The organism is Paenibacillus sp. FSL H3-0286 (assembly GCF_045040705.1).
GTDB classification, from domain to species: domain Bacteria; phylum Bacillota; class Bacilli; order Paenibacillales; family Paenibacillaceae; genus Paenibacillus_AQ; species Paenibacillus_AQ odorifer.
The window spans coordinates 3,580,477-3,599,767 of the sequence record NZ_CP150285.1; the positions used below are offsets into that span (position 1 = coordinate 3,580,477).

11 protein-coding genes are annotated in these 19,291 nt (G+C 47.8%); all 11 read left to right on the plus strand.

Annotation, left to right across the window (positions count from 1 at the left end):
* Positions 1-200: 200 nt before the first annotated feature.
* The 11 genes from MHB37_RS16210 (at position 201) to MHB37_RS16260 (ending at position 19,215) form a co-directional block, all read left to right on the plus strand.
* Positions 201-1,094: a sugar ABC transporter permease gene (locus MHB37_RS16210; protein WP_081383282.1), complete on the plus strand. Its 894-nt coding sequence runs from the start codon at positions 201-203 to the stop codon at positions 1,092-1,094.
* 6 nt (positions 1,095-1,100) lie between these two features.
* Entirely contained in the window at positions 1,101-1,997 is an 897-nt protein-coding gene (locus MHB37_RS16215) for a carbohydrate ABC transporter permease (RefSeq protein ID WP_076218970.1), read from the plus strand.
* A 30-nt stretch (positions 1,998-2,027) separates the two neighbouring features.
* Entirely contained in the window at positions 2,028-3,713 is a 1,686-nt protein-coding gene (locus MHB37_RS16220) for a hypothetical protein (RefSeq protein WP_076276554.1), read from the plus strand.
* 102 nt (positions 3,714-3,815) lie between these two features.
* A complete protein-coding gene (locus tag MHB37_RS16225) occupies positions 3,816-5,606 on the plus strand; it encodes a sensor histidine kinase (RefSeq protein WP_076190337.1) in 1,791 nt (596 codons plus the stop codon).
* The gene (locus MHB37_RS16230) at positions 5,606-7,210 is read left to right on the plus strand and encodes a response regulator (protein ID WP_076280605.1); all 1,605 of its coding nucleotides are present in this window, start codon (positions 5,606-5,608) and stop codon (positions 7,208-7,210) included. Before MHB37_RS16225 ends, MHB37_RS16230 begins: the two co-directional genes overlap by 1 nt.
* 10 nt (positions 7,211-7,220) lie before the next feature.
* The gene (locus MHB37_RS16235) at positions 7,221-10,025 is read left to right on the plus strand and encodes a glycoside hydrolase family 2 TIM barrel-domain containing protein (protein WP_405168238.1); all 2,805 of its coding nucleotides are present in this window, start codon (positions 7,221-7,223) and stop codon (positions 10,023-10,025) included.
* An 838-nt stretch (positions 10,026-10,863) separates the two neighbouring features.
* Complete coding sequence (locus MHB37_RS16240) at positions 10,864-13,512, plus strand: glycoside hydrolase family 2 protein (protein ID WP_076276558.1); 2,649 nt, start codon at positions 10,864-10,866, stop codon at positions 13,510-13,512.
* Positions 13,505-15,610 carry a hypothetical protein gene (locus MHB37_RS16245; protein ID WP_405168239.1) on the plus strand — a complete coding sequence of 702 codons (2,106 nt, stop codon included), beginning with the start codon at positions 13,505-13,507 and terminating at the stop codon, positions 15,608-15,610. Before MHB37_RS16240 ends, MHB37_RS16245 begins: the two co-directional genes overlap by 8 nt.
* 210 nt (positions 15,611-15,820) lie before the next feature.
* On the plus strand, positions 15,821-16,753 hold the full coding sequence (locus tag MHB37_RS16250) for a carbohydrate ABC transporter permease (RefSeq protein WP_197740348.1): 933 nt from the start codon (positions 15,821-15,823) through the stop codon (positions 16,751-16,753).
* A gap of 5 nt (positions 16,754-16,758) precedes the next feature.
* Positions 16,759-17,643 carry a carbohydrate ABC transporter permease gene (locus MHB37_RS16255; RefSeq protein ID WP_405168240.1) on the plus strand — a complete coding sequence of 295 codons (885 nt, stop codon included), beginning with the start codon at positions 16,759-16,761 and terminating at the stop codon, positions 17,641-17,643.
* 141 nt (positions 17,644-17,784) lie between these two features.
* On the plus strand, positions 17,785-19,215 hold the full coding sequence (locus tag MHB37_RS16260) for an ABC transporter substrate-binding protein (RefSeq protein ID WP_405168241.1): 1,431 nt from the start codon (positions 17,785-17,787) through the stop codon (positions 19,213-19,215).
* Positions 19,216-19,291 lie beyond the last annotated feature (76 nt).

The window sequence follows — 19,291 nt, forward strand, 5'->3', positions numbered from 1 at the left end:
AATTTGAATCGAATAATTAGCTTTCGTCATAAAAAATGTAACGCAGCCGTTTAAGGCTGCGTTTATTTGCGTGCGAGCGGAGCTTGTCTAACAACGTAAGCGCTTTAAAGAACCAATCAGAGCAATAGATAACCAATCACTGTTATATAGGCAGGGTTCCCGCTGCACCTTATGATAGAAATATCAAGGAGGGATGTAAATTGTACGCTAAGTTCTACAAGTACCGATGGCAATATTTAATGATTCTTCCGGGAGTGCTGTTGCTATTTTTGTTCAGCTATATTCCGATGGCAGGGATTCAGGTCGCCTTCCGCGACTTTCAGATTGGCACCTCGATCTGGAACAGCACATGGGTGGGATTAGACAACTTTTCTTTCCTGCAAGATCCCCAGTTTTTAACTGTCGTCAAAAATACGTTATATATATCTGTGCTTAAGTTCATCTTCGGATTCCCGGCACCGATTCTACTGGCACTGGTGATTAACGAGGTAACCCGGCCTGTATTTAAGCGATTCGTGCAATCGGTCAGCTATTTGCCTCATTTTTTCTCATGGATTGTAGTCGCTTACATCCTGCAGTCTTTTCTGACTTTGGATGGTGGGCTGGTCAATCAGTTCATCGAGAAAGCAGGCGGTGATCCTGTATTTTTTCTAGGTTCCACGGAGTGGTTCCGGCCCATGGTTATATTAAGCGGCTTGTGGAAAGAGACCGGATGGAACACGATTCTCTATTTGGCTGCGATCACAACGATTGATCCGCAATTGTATGAATCCGCCAAAGTAGAGGGTGCAGGAAAGCTAGCCCAGATTCGGCATATCACCTTCCCGGGTATTCTACCGACAATATCGATTGTGCTAATTCTGAGTATCCCAAGCCTGATTTCAGTAGGGATGGATCAGATTTATCCGCTGATGAATTCTGCTAATCAAGGGGTCGCGGATGTACTGGATACGTATATCATCCGCAACGGATTGCAGCAGGGATATTTTGGAATGGCGACCGCAGTGGGGTTGTTATCCTCAGTGATCAGCTTGATATTGGTTGTTTCGACTAATCAGTTATCTAGAAAAATAAATGGTGAAGGATTATGGTGATGGCATATGAAGCTCAGCAGAGGTGAAAAAATAGCTCAATACGTCATCGTCATAGTACTGGCCGGTCTGTGCTTGTCTGTACTATATCCATTCCTGTACATGCTGGCTATCTCACTGAATGACGGTGCAAGTGCGGCCAAAGGTGGCGTGTATCTATGGCCCAAGAATTTCACATTAATTAATTATGAGATTGTATTAGGAAATGAGATTATCCGCCAGTCTTATCTAATTACAATCGCTAGGACAGTCATTGGCACATTCGCAGGACTTATCGTCACACTTCTGGTGGCCTTTGGCTTGTCCTACCGCGGTCTTCCATTAAGAAGCACGATACTAGGCTATGTTCTTTTAACCATGTTATTCAGTGGAGGACTGGTTCCTTTCTATATTCAGCTTAATAATCTCGGGCTTATCAACACGTTCTGGGTGTATATTTTTCCCGGGCTGTTCTCGGTCTGGAACATGTTTGTCATGCTGAAGTTTATACAGGGAATCCCTGAAGCTCTGGTAGAATCCGCTGAACTAGATGGAGCCGGTCCTGTTCGTACCCTGATTCAGATTATTATTCCACTCTCTCAACCTATGCTTGCCGCACTTGGATTGTTTACCGCAGTGGGACACTGGAATGACTGGTTCGCCGGTGCTTTCTTCGTCACGAAGCAGAACCTGATTCCGGTGCAGACCTTCCTGCAGCAATTGCTCGCTGCTCAGGATTTATCCGCTGTCCTTGGCTCGAATACCAACCAGGAAGCTTTGGCGAGAAGCTCACAAATGCAGAATATTACACTGATGTCGATTAAGATGGCAGTCGTTATGGTGAGTGCAATCCCCATCCTGTGCGTGTATCCGTTCCTGCAGAAATATTTTGTGAAAGGAGTTCTTGTAGGGTCAGTAAAAGGCTGATTTTCAATAATAGAACAGGGGGAAAAATCAATGATATTCAAAAAAACGGGTCTAGCCGCTTTGGCTGCAGCAACCTTACTGATGTCTATTGCCGGATGCTCCGGATCAGGTGAGAATACTGCGAACAAGCCTGGAAGCGACAATGAAACGTCAAGTAACCTGCCCGCCAGTGGCTCGACTTCCTTTAATCTCTGGCTTGGATGGACGGCAACCATCAATAATGATAGTTTGGTCCAGAAATATTGGCGTGAACAGGAGCCTGGAGTAAATGTGAAGCTGGAAACCACTCAAGGCGACGCAATGACTGCACTTAATTTGAAGATAAACACAGGCGGCTTTGAAGATGCAGCTATCTTCAGCCGAAACGAAACGGTCAAAAGCGCGATGAACCGGTCGAAACAGCTTATGCCGCTAGAGCAGTATTTCGACATGCCTGACAAATATCCAGGACTGGCGTCTATTCCAAAGCAGTATCTGGAACTTATGAAGGATAATGAGGGTCATATCTGGTCCATTCCTACCTGGTTTGACCAAAACCCGGAAGATCCGTGGCCAGGCTGGGCATCTCAAGCCTGGATTGTCAGAAGTGATGTGCTGGAGAAAACAGGTATGACCAAAGAGGACTTAGCAACGTTAGAAGGAGTTGAGACCTTCCTTCGGAAAGCTGCAGAAGAGAAGGATGCTTCCGGCAAATCGCTTATTCCTCTATCATTCCTGATGGACACTAGTGATAATCTGGGCTGGAGCGATGAAAACGCGATTTTGACAGCATTCGGGGTGACTACAGCAGGTAATGGCGTTGACAAACGCGGCGATGATTTTGTATTCGCTTACGACGATCCCAATTATAAAGCAGCGTATCAATGGATGAACAAGATGTACCAGGAGAAGTTGATCGATCCAGAGGTCGTCACCAGCAAAAAAGAACAGTATACAGAAAAGAACAAATCAGGTCGTATTGCCTTCAATGTCGGCAGCTTCTGGAACATTCCTGCCTCAGCCTGGGAGACATTGGACGGTCCAACAGAGCCAGGGTGGTTTTACGAAGCGATCCCTTTTCCTAAAGTGGATGGTGTAGAGAAAGTCGGAATTAATCAGGTTACCAATCCGAATCCAGGCTATGATGTCTATGTTAGTGAAAAAACTAAAAATCTGGAAGCTATTCTGAAATTCTTCGATTATACCTTGCAGCCAAAACCCGAGCAGCAGCAGGTCATTAATGAAGGACCGGCGGGATTATACTGGGATTGGATTGATCAACCGTTGGGCAAATGGAAATTCACAGACGAAACCTACAAGACGAGCCGCAATTCCGGAGACACCGCACAAAAAGCTAAAGTCACCCCTGAGCTTTACATGACTGCCTCTTACAGCAATGAATGGTACCCATGGTGGAACACAGAGGATGCAGGAAAAGCCGGAGCTGCTAAGACCATTAAGTTCACTGAGGCTATCGGCAAAATGGGAACGATCCGCGTGGCAGAGCCTTATGATCTATTTCAGATGAAACAGGGCGGCGCATGGGAGAAATATTCACCGGAGATCGAAAATATCCGCAAGGAATATCGAGCCAAGCTTTTAATGGCCAAAGACGAGGGACAATTCGAAAAGAATTGGAGCGATTTCCAAGCAGCACTAGAGAAGCGTGGGCACTGGAGTGAAGTCAAGCAGGAGTGGCTGGATACGTACAAGGAGGAAGTAACAGCCTTGCAATAGACAACCGTGCCGCTCTTTCAGTCGCGGATCGTAAACGATAAAAAATTAATGGAGCACCTCTCACTTGGAGGGGGCTCCCTTTGCACTTCATGGGGGGAATCTATGATTAAACAACAAATAGAGAAATGGATCATCCGTATGACCCGTTCCATGAACCTGAGGAGTAAAATTGTATTATTCTACGGACTCATTGTATTTCTCCCCACCGTACTGCTGGCTGCAGGTGCAGGGTACATGATGCTTCATACGGTGCGGGCCAATTATATGCTTACGATCAGGGAAGCCGTTCGGCAAAGTGCGCAGAGTATTGAATTCAGGAAGCAAAGCTATGATCTGCTGGCTACCCGAACGGCTACGGATGGTGAGCTGATCTCTAGATTAGCCAGGGACTATGCGGATATCGATGAACAATTGGGTACGGTCAATTATGTGGACCGATCCTTTCTGCTCACCAGCAAATACTTGCCAGGTATTGAGAATTTCCGAATCTATCATACCAACGATACACTAGTGCAAGATGGAGGGCTTCTGTGGAAGCCGGAAGAACGGAGCCTTTCGGGAATTCGAGAGCGGGATTGGTATACGAAAATGCTTCGCACAACAGACAATCTGGTATGGACTAATGCAGCTGACGACAGGACTAAGCTAGTGGTATCCCATAAAATTCTGAACGCGTATGGAGATGTTTACGGGATTGTGTACCTGTTACTGAACTATAACGGTGTCTTCATGGAATCGTTCGAACATCCTTTTGAAGGGGCCGGAGAATTGTATATCGTTGACGACAACGAACGCATTATTGCATCCTCGGAGCCCTCTGAAATTGGCAGCCGGTTATCCTCATCCTCCTTAGGTCAGTACTGGAACAACTCGTTGGAAACCTCAGCAACAAAAAGCGGGATGATGCTGATCACTCAGGAGATTAAGTCTGGCTGGACGGTTGCCGCACTTGTGCATCTTGACCGACTGGAGGAGCAGTCTACGCGGATTATGTACTATATCGGAGCAGGTATTGCATTTTTCCTGCTGCTGTCCATCTTTCTAATCATGATTGTACTTAAAAATGTGATTTGGCGGATCCGCAAGCTGGGCACCAGGATGACAGATATCTCACAGGGCTATTTCGAAGTTACAGTGAGAAACCGTGACAACGATGAGCTGGGGGAGCTTGAGGTATTGTTCAATTCCATGTCTGGCCGTTTGAGAAAACTGGTCGAAGAACATACAGAGGCCATGCTCAAAGAGCGGGAGCAATCATTCAGGGCGTTGCAGGCACAGATTAACCCTCATTTTATTTATAATTCGTTAAGCCTGATCCGTTGGCGGGCATTAGATCAGCAGGACGAATTGCAAATCCGAACCATAGATGCGCTGACGACATTCTATCGGCTGGCACTCAATAACCGGGTTAATGTGACGCTGATCCGTGACGAAATTGAGCATCTGAAAGCGTATATCGAAATTCAGCAGCTGCGTTATCCCGGTCAGGTATCCGTAGAGTGGCTGGTAGAGCCGGACGTTCTTGACCTGTACAGCATTAAGCTGATCCTACAGCCAACGGTCGAGAACTGTTATCTGCACGGGGGCATCACAACTAGAACTCATGCTTTTATACAAATTACGATCAAACGAGTGGAGAATACGGTGCAGTTTCAGATTTTTGATAATGGAAAAGGGATTGGCAGTGAGAAGCTGGAACAGATCCGTGCCGGCAGCTACACGGGTACGCAAAACGGATTCGGGATGAACAATATCCGTGAACGTCTTGCATTGTATTTTGGCACAGAGGGCCGCTTTGAGATTAAAAGTGTAGAAGACGAATGGACTTGTGTAACCATTGATATCCCTGTTTGCAAGGAAAGTCCTGAGATAAAAAAGGGGGATGGAGCTTAATGCGGGCATTAATTGTCGACGACGAGCCTATGCAGATTCAAGGGCTTCTTCGTCATATTGGCTGGAAAGCTCTGGGGTATGAGGAACCGTTAACTGCATTATCTGGTGAAGAAGCACTAACGATTCTAGGAGAAACTCCTGTGGATGTGCTGATCGCTGACGTCTCGATGCCCGGTATGACAGGGATCGAACTGCTCGCCAGATGCAGAGCGGATTATCCGACACTCCAGTCTTTACAGACTGTGATGATCAGTGGATATGACGAGTTTGAATTTGTGCAGGAGGCTATACATCTGGGAGCTAAGGCTTACGTTCTGAAGCCCATCAAGACGGAAGAACTCGAAATGAAACTGGCTGCGTTCAGAGAAGTAGTTGAGAAGAAAAAACAGATTGAACAGGAAACCACTGTACTTAGGGAGAAAGTTACAGAGAGCTATGAGGTGCTGCAGGAACGTTTCGTCAAAGATATGGTTGAAGGCTGGATCCACAGTGAAGAGCTGCTCGAATCCTGGCGGCGCCTGCTGGATCTGCCTAATGGGGAATGGCAGGCAACATTATTCCTGTTCGGATATGACCGCAGGTTCCTAGATAATCCGCATGATGCCAAGGATCGGATCCTGCTTAGCGAAGGGCTATTGAACTGCGTTAAGACTGGTCTATCTGGTTTCTCCGGTACCTATATAGGGAAGACAGGAGCGGATGAACTGGCCGTCATTGTGCTGAACGCAACGCCATTGGTGCGGGCAAGACTTGAGAAGCAGCTTGCGTTTATCCAAGATATCCTAAGAGAGCAGTATAAAGCCTCCGTCTCGGTCGGAATCAGCAGAGAGTGTTTGTTCTGGACGGAAATACCGTTGCTGTATAAGGAAGTAAGGCATATGATGAGCGGTGCCAGGCTGGCCGGCTACGGACAAATCCTCTATTTCGACCGGAACTTGATGAATGAATATCATGATTTCAGGTTGCGTGAAGAATACATTCCGGAAATCGTTAAGCTACTGGACAGAGGAGAGAGCGATAAAGCTTCCGCTTATTTCAATCATGCTTTCGAAGTGTTACTTGCACGAGAGCCTGTATCCTTTTCCTATGTGCAGGCTTTCGGAATGGGGTTGCTTAGCGAGCTAGCCAGAAAACTGAAGCGTGTACATGAGAAGGAAACAGAGATGAACATCCTCATGTGGCAGCGGCTGATCGACTGTACAGGCGTAGATGAAGTCAGGAAGGTCGTACTGGAATATTTGGCGCAATATGCTAAGCTTAATCAAAGAGAGCAGGTCGCTCAGCAGCATAACCTTATCCAGCGGGTCGCCCGCCAACTGGAGGAGCATCTGCATGAGAACATGACTGTTAAGCAGCTTGCTGAGCAGTTCCACTTGAATCACAGCTATTTAAGTGTTCTCTTCAAGAAAGAAATGGGCCGGACGATTTCCGACTTCGTGCAGGAAGCGCGTATGAACAAAGCCAAGGAACTGCTTCGTGACCCCAATATTAAGGTTTACGAGGTTGCCGAGCAGGTGGGCTTTCAGACCGCGGCTTATTTTGCCTTCCTTTTTAAGAAAACAACCGGCACTACACCTCAGGAGTTCAGAGATTATCATTATTAGGAGTGATATTTTGCAGACAAAGATCAGCCTGGAAGGCGAATGGAAGTTGCAATTGGATGAGGGAAAACAAGGACTGGCATTGCCTTTTACAGATGTTATCACACTGCCGGGAACAACGTCCTACGCACGCAAAGGTTCGAAGAACGAGGATGTTTTAGTAAGCGCATTAACGGATGAGTATTTGTTTGAAGGGCAAGTCTGGTATTCAAAAGAGGTCGTCATTCCGGAAGAACTAGCCGGCAAAGTCTGCTTCCTATATTTGGAACGCACGAGGCTGACGACTCTATGGCTGGACAATCAGGAAATAGGCAGCCGTAACAGTCTGAACACCCCACATATATACGAGTTGCCGCAGCTTCAACCTGGGAATCATACGCTCACCATCCGTGTGGACAATACTGGTTACCCAACCAAAGGTGGACATTTAACGTCGCAGGATACCCAGACCAACTGGAATGGGATTACCGGACGTATGGAGCTTCAGTTCTATGGTGAGTCACGGCTCAGCGGCATCCGGCTCGATCCGGATCTCTCAGCCCGCTCAGTCCGAATCACGGCAACCTTGGACAGCAGGAACGAATCTATACTTACAGTGTCTGCGCAGAGCTTCAACAGCGACAATACACATGCTGTGGACCAGCGGGAGTACCCAGTCTCACCGGGTAGTTTTTCCTTCAACTATGAGCTTGGTCAAGACGCGCTGCTCTGGAGTGAAGGCGCTCCCAATCTTTATAACATAAACCTTGTTTTGAAAGACAGCGATGGATATATAATGGACCGACAGGAGCTCGTTTTTGGATTGAAGGAATTCCGGGCAGAGGGCGATAAGTTTACAATCAACGGACAAAAAACCTTCCTCCGCGGCAAACATGACGGCCTGATCTTCCCGCTTACCGGTTATGCCCCGACTGACGTCGAGGAATGGGTAAGAATCCTTGGCATCTCCAAGTCTTACGGCATCAATCATTATCGCTTTCATACCTGCTGTCCGCCGGAAGCTGCTTTCACCGCAGCGGATATGCTCGGTATCTACATGCAACCAGAGCTTCCATTTTGGGGAACAATCACGGAAGAAACCGACGAGGGCCATAATCAGGCGGAGCAGGACTATCTGATCAGCGAAGGCTATGCCATTCTCCAGGCTTTTGGCAATCACCCCTCCTTCGTGATGATGTCGCTTGGCAACGAGCTATGGGGCAGCAAAGCTAAGATTGATTCCTTCCTAAAGGACTATAAAGCATTTGATAACCGGATTCTCTATACACAGGGGTCCAATAACCACCAATGGGTGCCAGAAATTCTGGAACATGACGATTTCTTCAGCGGCGTGCGCTTCTCCAGAGATCGGCTGTTCAGAGGCTCCTATGCGATGTGTGATGCTCCATTAGGTCATGTCCAGATTGATCTGCCAGGCACGATGAAAGACTATGACGATCAGATCGTCCCTCAGGATTTCTTCAACGGAGAGGGGATGGAAGCTGCCGCTGGCGGAGAGATCCAGATCCAGTATGGTACGGAGGCCAAGACGGTGAAGGCTGGAGACGCTTCCGCAGAATGGATACCGCACATTCCGGTAATCTCGCATGAGATCGGACAGTATGCTACCTATCCTAATTATGAGGAAATCGATAAATACAACGGTCCGCTCAAAGCTGAGAATTTCATAATTTTCCGTGAACGACTGGAAAGTAAAGGGCTGGGTCATTTGGCTGCCAAATATTTCGAATACTCGGGGCAACTGGCAGTAGCTTGCTACAAAGAGGAACTCGAGGCGGCATTCCGCTCCCGGCGGCTTGCGGGTTTCCAACTGCTTGATTTGCAGGATTTCAGTGGCCAGGGAACGGCGCTGGTGGGTGTCCTCGACGCCTTTATGGATTCCAAAGGAATGATAAGTGCTGAGGACTGGCGAACTTTTTGTAATGATGCCGTTCTGCTGGCAAGATTCCCCAAGTATAACTATGTCTCTGGTGAAACGTTCGATGCCCATGTCGAACTGAGCTGTTTCCGCAGCGGGATGCCGAGTACATTTGAACTGCATTGGGAGCTTACCTCAGATAACGGTATACTCGCCGCAGGTTCAACCGAGGTGGACGTACCTGCAGGAACGAATTATATCGATATCTGCGATCTGGCAATAAAACTACCTGTAGTTGACCGGATGAGTACTATCGTATTGTCCCTCTCCATACAGGGAACAGATATCCGTAAGAGCTATGACCTGTGGATTTATCCAGTGAAGAGTGGCAACATGCTGGAGGGTGTCCATGTCTTCGACAAGCTATCTGATGATGCGCTTGCATTGCTGGAGCAAGGTGAGAATGTACTGCTTATGCCGAAACCGGAATCTCTCAAAAATGCTGTTGAAGGTTATTACTGCACAGATTTCTGGTGTTATCCAATGTTCCGCTCGATCTCAGAGAGCATGAACCGGCCAGTACCCATTGGTACTATGGGGCTGTTGATTGATAACAACCACCCGGCGCTGCGTGAGTTCCCGAGCGAGGAATATTCTACTTATCCTTGGTGGAGTATTGTTGAGAATTCGAAATCGCTCATCATGGATGCGGCAGACCGCAACTGGAATCCCGTAGTGCAGACTATCGATAATTTTGAACGCAATCATAAGCTGAGTTTCCTAGTGGAATGCAGTGTAGGAGCAGGCAACCTGCTGATATGCGCATTGGATGCTGATAAGGTTAGCGATACGCCGGAAGGCAGACAGTTCTTATCCAGCCTTGCGGGTTATATGAAATCAGATGATTTCAAACCACAGTACAAGGCGAATGTTGCGGAGCTTCTTGAGCTGATCCAATAGGTAGAGGCAGGCGATTACTGAGCTACTTATCGCATTTCATATGGATGAACAGTCCAAGGGCGCTATACTAAAAACTACTTTTTTATTGAGTAAGACAGAAGGTTTCATCGTAAAAAACTCTAGAGCAGCGTTTCTCATAATAAAGAGAGATTCGCTGCTCTTAGTTTTTTGCTGCTTTTAGTTTATTGGTAGCCGCCAGCTTCAACTGTGTCATCGTTGTCTGAGTCTCTCAGGGTTTCGGACCCAGATGACACTATTTTCTAATTTTCAGCCTTTTGAACAACATTTCGGACTCCAGTGACGCTATTGCTTAAAAAGAGGTCCATATGTGTTGTATTTCATACAGATAGTGGCTATGGGGACCGTTAGCCCACCAAAAGTACAATAATACTGCTTTTAGCGTCATCTATGTCCGATAGATGGTGCTACATTGTTGCAATAGTTCTTAAAACTTCTATCGAACAAAAAGTAAAGGAGTTCACCAAGCAGCCTTTCGCGGCTGAAGGGAACTCCTTTTTTCGCGTTCGACGTATTACACGTATTGGTAAAGCACGGGAGTCAGAGGCTCCGAAACAAAACAAGCCTTAAAAAGCCACCTCTATAGATGATTGCTGATAAGCCTCACTCCAGCCTAGAGGGGTTGTTTGTGTTTATCAGCAACTGAGCAGTTTTACAAACGATTTCACAGGGTTGGAGACCTTTGAAAACATTAACCCGGTGCTATCATTGGTAATGAAGCTGCACACCTAAAGTTGTAAGCGCATTAACGAATGGCGCCAGAGCCGCTCATCGTCAGGAACAGCGCCAAATTTAGCAGGGTTTGGGGGAACGGGAAGACATGAATGAAATTCGATTGAACGATTTGAAGTGGGAAGTCAAAGGGTATTGGCCCTGGGTTCCGCTAAAGGGCACCAGTATGGAGCTGGGACAGGAATTGATGGGGGTTACGGACTGGATGCCTGCCACTGTGCCGGGTGGAGTTCACTATGATCTCTTCAGACAGGGCTGGATTACCAACCCTAATCAAGAGTTAAATAGCCTGAGTTGTGAATGGGTGGAGAACCGCTGGTGGGTTTACCGTACGACCTTGAAGCAGCCTGAGCTGAGAGCAGCCAGAGTTGAACTGGTCTTTCAGGGACTGGACTATGAAGCCTCGGTATACGCTGATCATTTACTGCTGGGTGAACATAAAGGTATGTTCGAGCCGGCTGTATTTGATGTTACAGACCTGCTCTCCGGGCGGGAAAGCCTTGAAATTTCAGTGCTGTTGAAGCAGGCGCCAGATGAAATGGGGCAAATCGGCAAAACCTCGGCTACCTTCACGCAGAAGAGCCGTTTTAATTATAAATGGGATTTCTCTACCCGGTTGGTCAATGTCGGAATTTGGGATGATGTGGTATTGAGGGTACATCAACAGTGCTCTTGGGATGATGTGTCGATCACTACAGATGCGGAGTTTGGCGAGAACGATAGAAATCAGATCTCGTCTGGTCGAATTACCATTCAAGCAGGAATCAAGCGAATGGCTGGCTCTGAAGATGATGGGACACTGACAGCGTGCATCACCTGTGCTGATCCGGAGGGGAATCCGCTGCTGGTTCAATCGCGACTAGTTCGAGCTGGAGAGCTTCTGAACGCGGAGCTGGACATACCCGAACCTGAGCTATGGTACCCAAACGGTTATGGAAAGCAGCCACTGTACAATCTTGAACTAAAGCTACTGGATGAAGCTGGAACGGAGTTGGATACCCAGAGCTTTCAAACGGGCATTCGCAAGCTCGATTATATCCACAATGTAGACAGTCCAGACAACGCCCTACCATATACAGTGGTGATTAACGGAAGCAAGATCTATATGAAAGGGGTAAATATGACCCCTCTGGACCATCTCTACGGGAATGTAACGGTTGAACAATATCAACTGATGATTCGTCTGATGAAAGCAGCTCATATTAATCTCGTTCGGGTATGGGGCGGTGGAATCATTGAGAAAAAGGCTTTTTACGACTTATGTGATGTGAACGGCATTATGGTCTGGCAGGAGTTCATTCAGTCGAGTTCAGGTATTGACAATATCCCTTCGAAGCAGCCGGAGTTTTTGGAGCTGCTTCACAAGACTGCCTGCACAGCGCTCTGTGACAAACGCAATCATGTATCGCTAACGGTATGGAGCGGCGGCAATGAATTAATGAGTGAGCCAAATAAGCCTTCCGACAGCAGCGATTCCAATCTGGCGATGTTGAAAGAACTGGTAGAACAGTATGATCCGCAGCGACTCTTCCTACCGACCTCAGCTTCCGGCCCGGTAGAATATATTACGGATGCCAAAGGTCAGGGGCATGATGTGCACGGTTACTGGAAGTATATGGGAAACCCTTATCACTACGAGTTATATGGCAGCAACGATAATCTGCTGCACAGCGAATTTGGGGTGGACGGTCTGAGTTCTCTCAAAAGTCTGGAGAAATTTCTGAGTGAGACCAACCGGCGACCGGTTTCTATGGAGAACAACGCGATATGGAGACATCACGGGGAGTGGTGGGATACGCTGAGCCGTGAAGAAGAAATGTTCGGCAGCATGACAGATTTGGAGCAGTTCTCTGCCTGCAGCCAGTGGATACAGGCGGAAGGAATCCGGTTCGTGCTGGAGGCTAACCGCCGCCGTAAGTTCCGAAACAGCGGCAGCATTGTCTGGCAATTCAACGAGCCGTGGCCGAATGTGTCCTGCACTAACCTTGTCGATTATTACGGTGAAACGAAGATGGCCTACCATTGGGTGAAATCTGCCTTCCGTCCGCTACATGTTTCGCTGGACTACCGCAGTCTACTGCTTACACCAAGCACCGGATTTCAGGGAGATGTATACGTGCATGGAGGAAATGGACACAGGGTAGAAGTCGACGCGGAAGTCTTCGATGCAGTCGGACGGTGCATCTATCAGCAATCATTTGAGGCAGAGGGAAACAAAGATCAGGCTGTCGGCGCTGGGGTGCTGAATTTCAACGTGCCAGAGCATGAGGATGCTTTATATTTCGTCAGATTGTCCTACCAGGACGGCGATGAAGCACCACAGCAGAATTTATATGTATTCTCTACCAATAAAAAGCATCCATATGCTCCCGCGCTTGCACTTATAGGAGGCAATCTTGAGGTGCGTCAGGAGAGTTTATGGCAGCCGACGGGTGCTCAGGAGAAGAGCCAGCAGGCCCTTTTTACAGTCCAAAATACCGGTAGTGAAGTTTTACTGCATATCCATGCAGAGGAAAGGGGAGACCGCTACTGGATGGAAGCGGATGAGCAGTTCCATACCCTCTTTCCGGGTGAGACCAAAACAGTAACGGTTACTTGCACTCCTAAACTTTCAGGAGGATTCCTGTCTGGGGAAAATTATAGGATCACAGATGGCTTGCCAGAAATTAGATTCATGTCGTTCCTAACAGCACAGAGCAGAATGATACAGGTTGGAGGAGAAAAAAATCGTGAGTAAAACATTGTGTTTTGTACCGGAGGTACATGTTCCGCTAAGTCGGTTTATTCAAGCCAAGGGATCTACACCTGTCGCTATACCTGTTAGCAGAGCAGTGGCTGATTACTTAAGGCTGCACAACGCTCCACTGCTGCTTGCTTGCTTGCGAGGCGGCGAAGTAGCTTATCAGAAAGCGAATTGGTCAACCCTCCATGAAGACACTGTTGAAGTTGAAGCAGCAGAAGGGATCTCCGAGAAAGAGGAGGGGGTATTTGTATTAGTCAGTCCTATGCTGACCAATATGCTTCCTGTAGTGTCTCACTGGGATAATAGCGTTGCTGAGGGAAAAGGAGGCTTCCGTTATGGCGGAACAGATGGCATAGGGACATTGCGGATGGACGAAGCCGGGGAAAAGGTTGTTTCCGAGCATGCACGGCTCTACAATAGCGACCCAGATAGCCCTTATGTATACAATACGGAAGATCATCAGCTGTTCGGAGGCAACGAGGGAAATAAGAATTTTAAAACTCCGCAATTCGAGCATTATATCGGTGACCGCTACAGTCTCTATGCTGTAGATGATCTAGTTGCAGTTTCCTTGAGCGACCGCATCCTTAAGACCTTCGGATTTCCGGTGGTTTTCCGCAATGCATCCACAGACAATGCTTCACTTTTAAGTAATGCGCCTGTATTTCAGCTCATCAGCGGCAGTCTGCTAGTTACAGAGAATGACCAGCATAGCCTTGCTTCCTATATTCTGCCGCCCTTTTGGAGCGCGGCAAATGTTAAGGGATATCCACTGTTGTTCAATGGTTATTATGATGCCAATGAGAATACCTTCAGTACGGTAGGTCCCTCATTTCTGGAAATCATCGGCAAGACTCTGGCCAGCACCGGCAAAGGCGTTGTCGGCATTCTGTGGAACGGAGGAGGATATATCGGCAGCCGTTCCTTGCAAGGCTCCATCTATGCTGGCATTGGGGCGGCAATTACCAGAGGTCAAGAAAGTTATGGCGGTGATGCAGAGCAGGTAGTGGCTGTAGGTGGTTCGCGCGGCGGCTTAACTGCGCTGCTGGCTGGAGGCAATCCGCTTTGCTTACCCTACCGGGTGCGCTACACACTGTGTTATGCACCGCCGTTGATTCTGAACGGGCTTACCCGTGAGTTTGCCGAAGGAGCTTGCCCACTGATCTGGCATGTGGCGGAAGTAGACACCGGTTACCGGGAAATCTGGAAGAAAGATTGGCAGCATCCACAGAACGGCAGCACGGGAATCGAGACTCTGCTACAGACTCTGACGGGAACTATTGACTCTGCAAGTCTAAAGGAAACGACCGGACTGGAATCTGAATTTTTTCTGGAGGGTCTTAAAGCGAGTGGCACAAAGCTGCTGATTAACCATGGCACGCATGATGCCTTTACCCTTAGCCGCTTCAGCTTTTCCTTCGCGGCTTTGGTCCGGAGTCGCGGGATACCGCTTCGCCATGAGATCGGATACCGCTTCGGCCATAACAACTGCACGGATCTTTACGAGCAAGCTACTCTATGTCTAATAGCTCTGCTACAGGAACAGGAGCTCGAATTCACGGGCACGGTGCATTATCGCAGACGCAGTCCGGCTGCGGGAGAGTGGGAGCAGACCGAACGTTTTGTCCCAACTCATCAACCCGTTTTTCTGGAAGCACCTAAGTTCGTAGCGGTGGGTAGCCCTGTGGCTTGGACTCTTTATGGAGAGCCGGGAATGGAATACCGCCTGGATCTAGGAATCCTAGATCAGCAGGCTTGGGAACAGAAGCAGCAGGTAGTTCGAAATGAGCGCATCACACTGGCGTCCGGTGTATTGCCGGACAAACAGCATCCGCTTGAACTCTGCTCGTGGCAGGATGGCGTAAGCCAGCTCACTGACGGACAACATGCGGGCTTTTATCTTTATGAGCTGTCATACAGGCTCAAGGGTGAGCAGAAGTGGAGCGTAGTTTCTCCCTCCCGTGTGCCACAGCCCGGCGTAGAGCCTCAGTCGGTGCTTCGTATTTTGGAGGAGCAGCCCAATCCGGCGAGCGAAGCGTTTCGGGCGGAAGCGGCCGTCCTCTGCATCAGCGCAGGGTTAAGTGAGGCCTAAACGATTCACTATAACATGAACATAAGCGGTGTGCGGCCATTCCGGTGCGTGCACTGCTTTTTTTTGCCAACAAATAAGTAGCTTTACAAACGCTTTCGCAGGGTTACCGGATTTCGGCGCTCAGTAGGAAGCGCTATCATTTAGGTATAACAACTATACAACGCCTGACCGGATTAAAGCTTGATTCCGGGAGGAAGGAAGGACAGGAGCATGATTGGAAAAACCAGTGAACTAAATCCTTTAATGACAGAGAAAAAGAAAGGTTATCCTGTACGGCGTTTATTCAAAGATTGGTCATCCTGGATATTAATTGTACCCACACTGTTTGCCTTTTTCTTTTTTTCCTGGCAGCCGCTCGTGAAGGGCATTGTGCTCTCTTTTTTCAATACTGAGGGTTATAATGCCGTAAGTTTCGCCGGACTGCAGAATTACAAGGATGTTATACAGAACTCGGCGTTTCAACAGACATTGACCAACTCTTTTGTGTATGTGTTCTGGTCACTACTGATCGGTTTTGCCGTACCCATTATTGTCGCTGTCGTGATTAATGAATTGAGACATGGGAAGTCATTTTTTCGCTTTTCGGTCTTTTTTCCGAGTATGGTTCCCGGCATTGCCGCTTCGATGTTATGGATGTTTTTGTTTGAGCCCGGAAAGGGTGGCGTGCTGAATATTATGCTGAGTGCCATGGGATTTCCGGTGCAGCAATGGCTTCAGGATCCGCAAATGACGATAATGCTGATTATCTTCACGATTACCTGGCGAAATTTCGGGGGAACAGTGCTGCTTTATCTGGCAAGTCTACAGAGTATTAATCATGATCTGTACGAAGCAGCCTCGATTGACGGTGCGAATGTATGGCGGAGATTCAAAAGTATCACCATTCCGCAAATCTCTAGCATGATCGGACTGATGATGATTTTGCAGATCAGCGGTGTATTCCAGATCTTCAATGAACCCCTAGTAATGACTGAGGGTGGACCGAACAATGCCTCAATGACCTTGATGCTGCAAAGCTATTATTATGCGTTCCGGAGTTTTGAAGCAGGCCATTCAATGGCGCTCGGGGTTATTACTTTTCTAGTCCTGATGGTGCTTACCATTATTTATTTCCGGCTGGATAAGAAATTGAACAGGGAGTAGAAGCTATGAAAACTAAAGAAGCATATGGCATTATCAGCAATATAGAATACAGATCACCTTGGGTGCGCCTGCTGTATTGGTGCATGTTCATTCTGATGATTGTGCTGGCCGCTGTCTGTATTTTGCCTCCGGTCTGGATTATGGTCTCAAGTCTGAAGGACATCAAAGAGTTTTATGCAATCCCGCCCACCCTGATCCCCCGCTCGTTCAATGTTGGCAAGCTATGGGAGACCTGGCAGGAGTTTAACTTCCTCAGTTATTATCTGAATACGGCTTATCTGGCCGCAGGTTCTGTACTGTTCTGCCTTACTTTTAACGGACTGGCCGGATATTTCTTCTCCAAGCTAAAGCCGCGGGGCAGTGCCCTGCTGTTTGCACTGATCGTGTGGACCATGATGGTGCCGAATACAGTGGGCATGGTGCCGCTGTTTAAGAATCTGATTGATTTTCCGCTGTTGCACTTGAACCTGACCAATACATACTGGCCGATGTGGTTTATGGCTGCTGTGAATCCGGTGGTAATTCTGATCTTCAAAAACTTTTTCGATACCATCCCACAAGCGCTGCTGGAAGCAGCCAAAATTGACGGAGCGAGCACCATCGGTATTTTTATTCGAGTCATTCTCCCGCTCAGCGGACCAGTTATGGCTACAATTACAATCCTTACGATGAACAGTGTCTGGCAGGACTTCTTCTGGCCCTTTATGGTGCTGAAGGATAAATCGACCTGGTCGGTCATTGTGGCTATTTACAATCTGAAGGCGACATTGCCGCAGGACATACAGTTTATTGCGTTGACGTTTGCGATTCTGCCGCCGATTATCCTGTTTATTTTTTTCCAAAAGTACATTATGAACGGGCAATCCTTCGGCGGCAGTATTAAAGGGTAACATCACCCGATCACAAACCATTTCACAGTTTTGCCCCGTAGGGTGCTGCAGAAGGTGCATGTTAAGATGATTTCAGATTTAAAAGAAAGCGCTTTACATGTTGCGAAGAATGCTTTAACAATAAGATTAGGGGGAATTACATTGAAAAAAGGACACACCAAGAACCTGACAGCTACACTGGCACTTACGCTGCTTTTTTCTGCCGGACTGGCTGGCTGCGGAGGCGGCTCCAATGAGAAGAATGCCGGAGGAAAGACGGAGACAGCGGGCAATCAACAGGTGACGATCAAGGTCAGTAACTGGCCAAAGCCGAATGAGGAAGCCAAAATCGCCCAGTATGAGCAGGTCATGGCGAAGATGAAAGCCAATTATCCGGAAATTATTGTGGACAAAGATGAATGGGGGTATGATGTCAGCTCATTCCTGCCAAAAGCGGCCAGCGGCCAGCTTCCGACGGTATACGAAACCTTTTTTACAGAAACAAGCAAAATCATCAAGGCAAATTACGCGGCTGACATAACGGATACGATGAAAAAATATGGCTACGACAAGGCGATCAATCCAGATCTGCTGAAAATGGTTACCAAGGACGACAAGTATTATGGGATTCCGAAGGACGGATACGTCATCGGTATGCTCTACAATATGAATCTTTTCAAGGAGGCTGGACTGCTGGACGACAAGGGGATTCCTAAATTTCCTAAAACATATGAAGAGCTAGCAGAAACTGCGCAGATTATTAAACAAAAGACCGGTAAAGCCGGAATGTTCTTGCCTACAAAAAGTGGTCAAGGCGGTTGGATGTTCATGAACATTGCCTGGGCATACGGAGCAGAATTTGAAAAACAGGTAGACGGGAAATGGCAGGCGGTGTTCAATTCGCCGGAAGCAGCAGCGGCCCTGCAATATGTGAAGGACTTAAAATGGAAATATGATGTACTGCCCGACAACAATCTGGTCGATGTTACGAACGATATGTTCCGCTTGTTCGGAACCGATCAGGTCGCTATGAGCTTCGGCACGAATGACTGGTCACCGGTCATCCAGCAACAGACTAAGATGTCCAAGGACAATGTGGCAATGTCCGCGCTTCCAGTAGGACCAATCGGGAAACCTGTAACCCTGCTCGGTGGCGGCCTATATATGTTCTCGCCTAATGTAACACCTGAGCAGATTGATGCCGGATTCAAATGGCTAAAAACCTACGGATTTACACCAGAGTCCTCTGAAGAGGCACTGACCGGTTGGGATATTGAGAAGAAGACACTGAGCGATCAAGGGCTGATCGTAGGGCCTTACGGGCTGCGGATTTGGACTGATGAGAAACGGATTGGAGAAGAACAAAAGATTCTAGACAAATACAACAACGTCAATCTGGATTTGTTCCGTGATTATATGGACAATGGCAGCAAGGGGATGCGGGCGGAAGAACCAGTCAACGCGCAGGAATTGTACCAAAAGCTGGATATCGTACTGCAAACCGTACTGACGGACAAGAACGCAGAACCGCAACAGATCTTGGATAGGGCTGCCGAAGAATTCCAACGTGATTATCTCGATAAGGTTAAATAAAACGCAGACCAACGGCGACGTCGTCCTTCTGAAGGGCGGCGATGCCGTTTCTGCGTAGATTGCCTTAACTACTTAA

Bases quoted from the DNA above. Each gene is read 5' to 3' on its own strand.
- MHB37_RS16240 (WP_076276558.1), top strand. From the start codon at position 10,864: ATGAATGAAATTCGATTGAACGATTTGAAGTGGGAAGTCAAAGGGTAT.
- MHB37_RS16255 (WP_405168240.1), top strand. From the start codon at position 16,759: ATGAAAACTAAAGAAGCATATGGCATTATCAGCAATATAGAATACAGA.
- MHB37_RS16230 (WP_076280605.1), top strand. From the start codon at position 5,606: ATGCGGGCATTAATTGTCGACGACGAGCCTATGCAGATTCAAGGGCTT.
- MHB37_RS16250 (WP_197740348.1), top strand. From the start codon at position 15,821: ATGATTGGAAAAACCAGTGAACTAAATCCTTTAATGACAGAGAAAAAG.
- MHB37_RS16215 (WP_076218970.1), top strand. From the start codon at position 1,101: ATGAAGCTCAGCAGAGGTGAAAAAATAGCTCAATACGTCATCGTCATA.
- MHB37_RS16220 (WP_076276554.1), top strand. From the start codon at position 2,028: ATGATATTCAAAAAAACGGGTCTAGCCGCTTTGGCTGCAGCAACCTTA.
- MHB37_RS16225 (WP_076190337.1), top strand. From the start codon at position 3,816: ATGATTAAACAACAAATAGAGAAATGGATCATCCGTATGACCCGTTCC.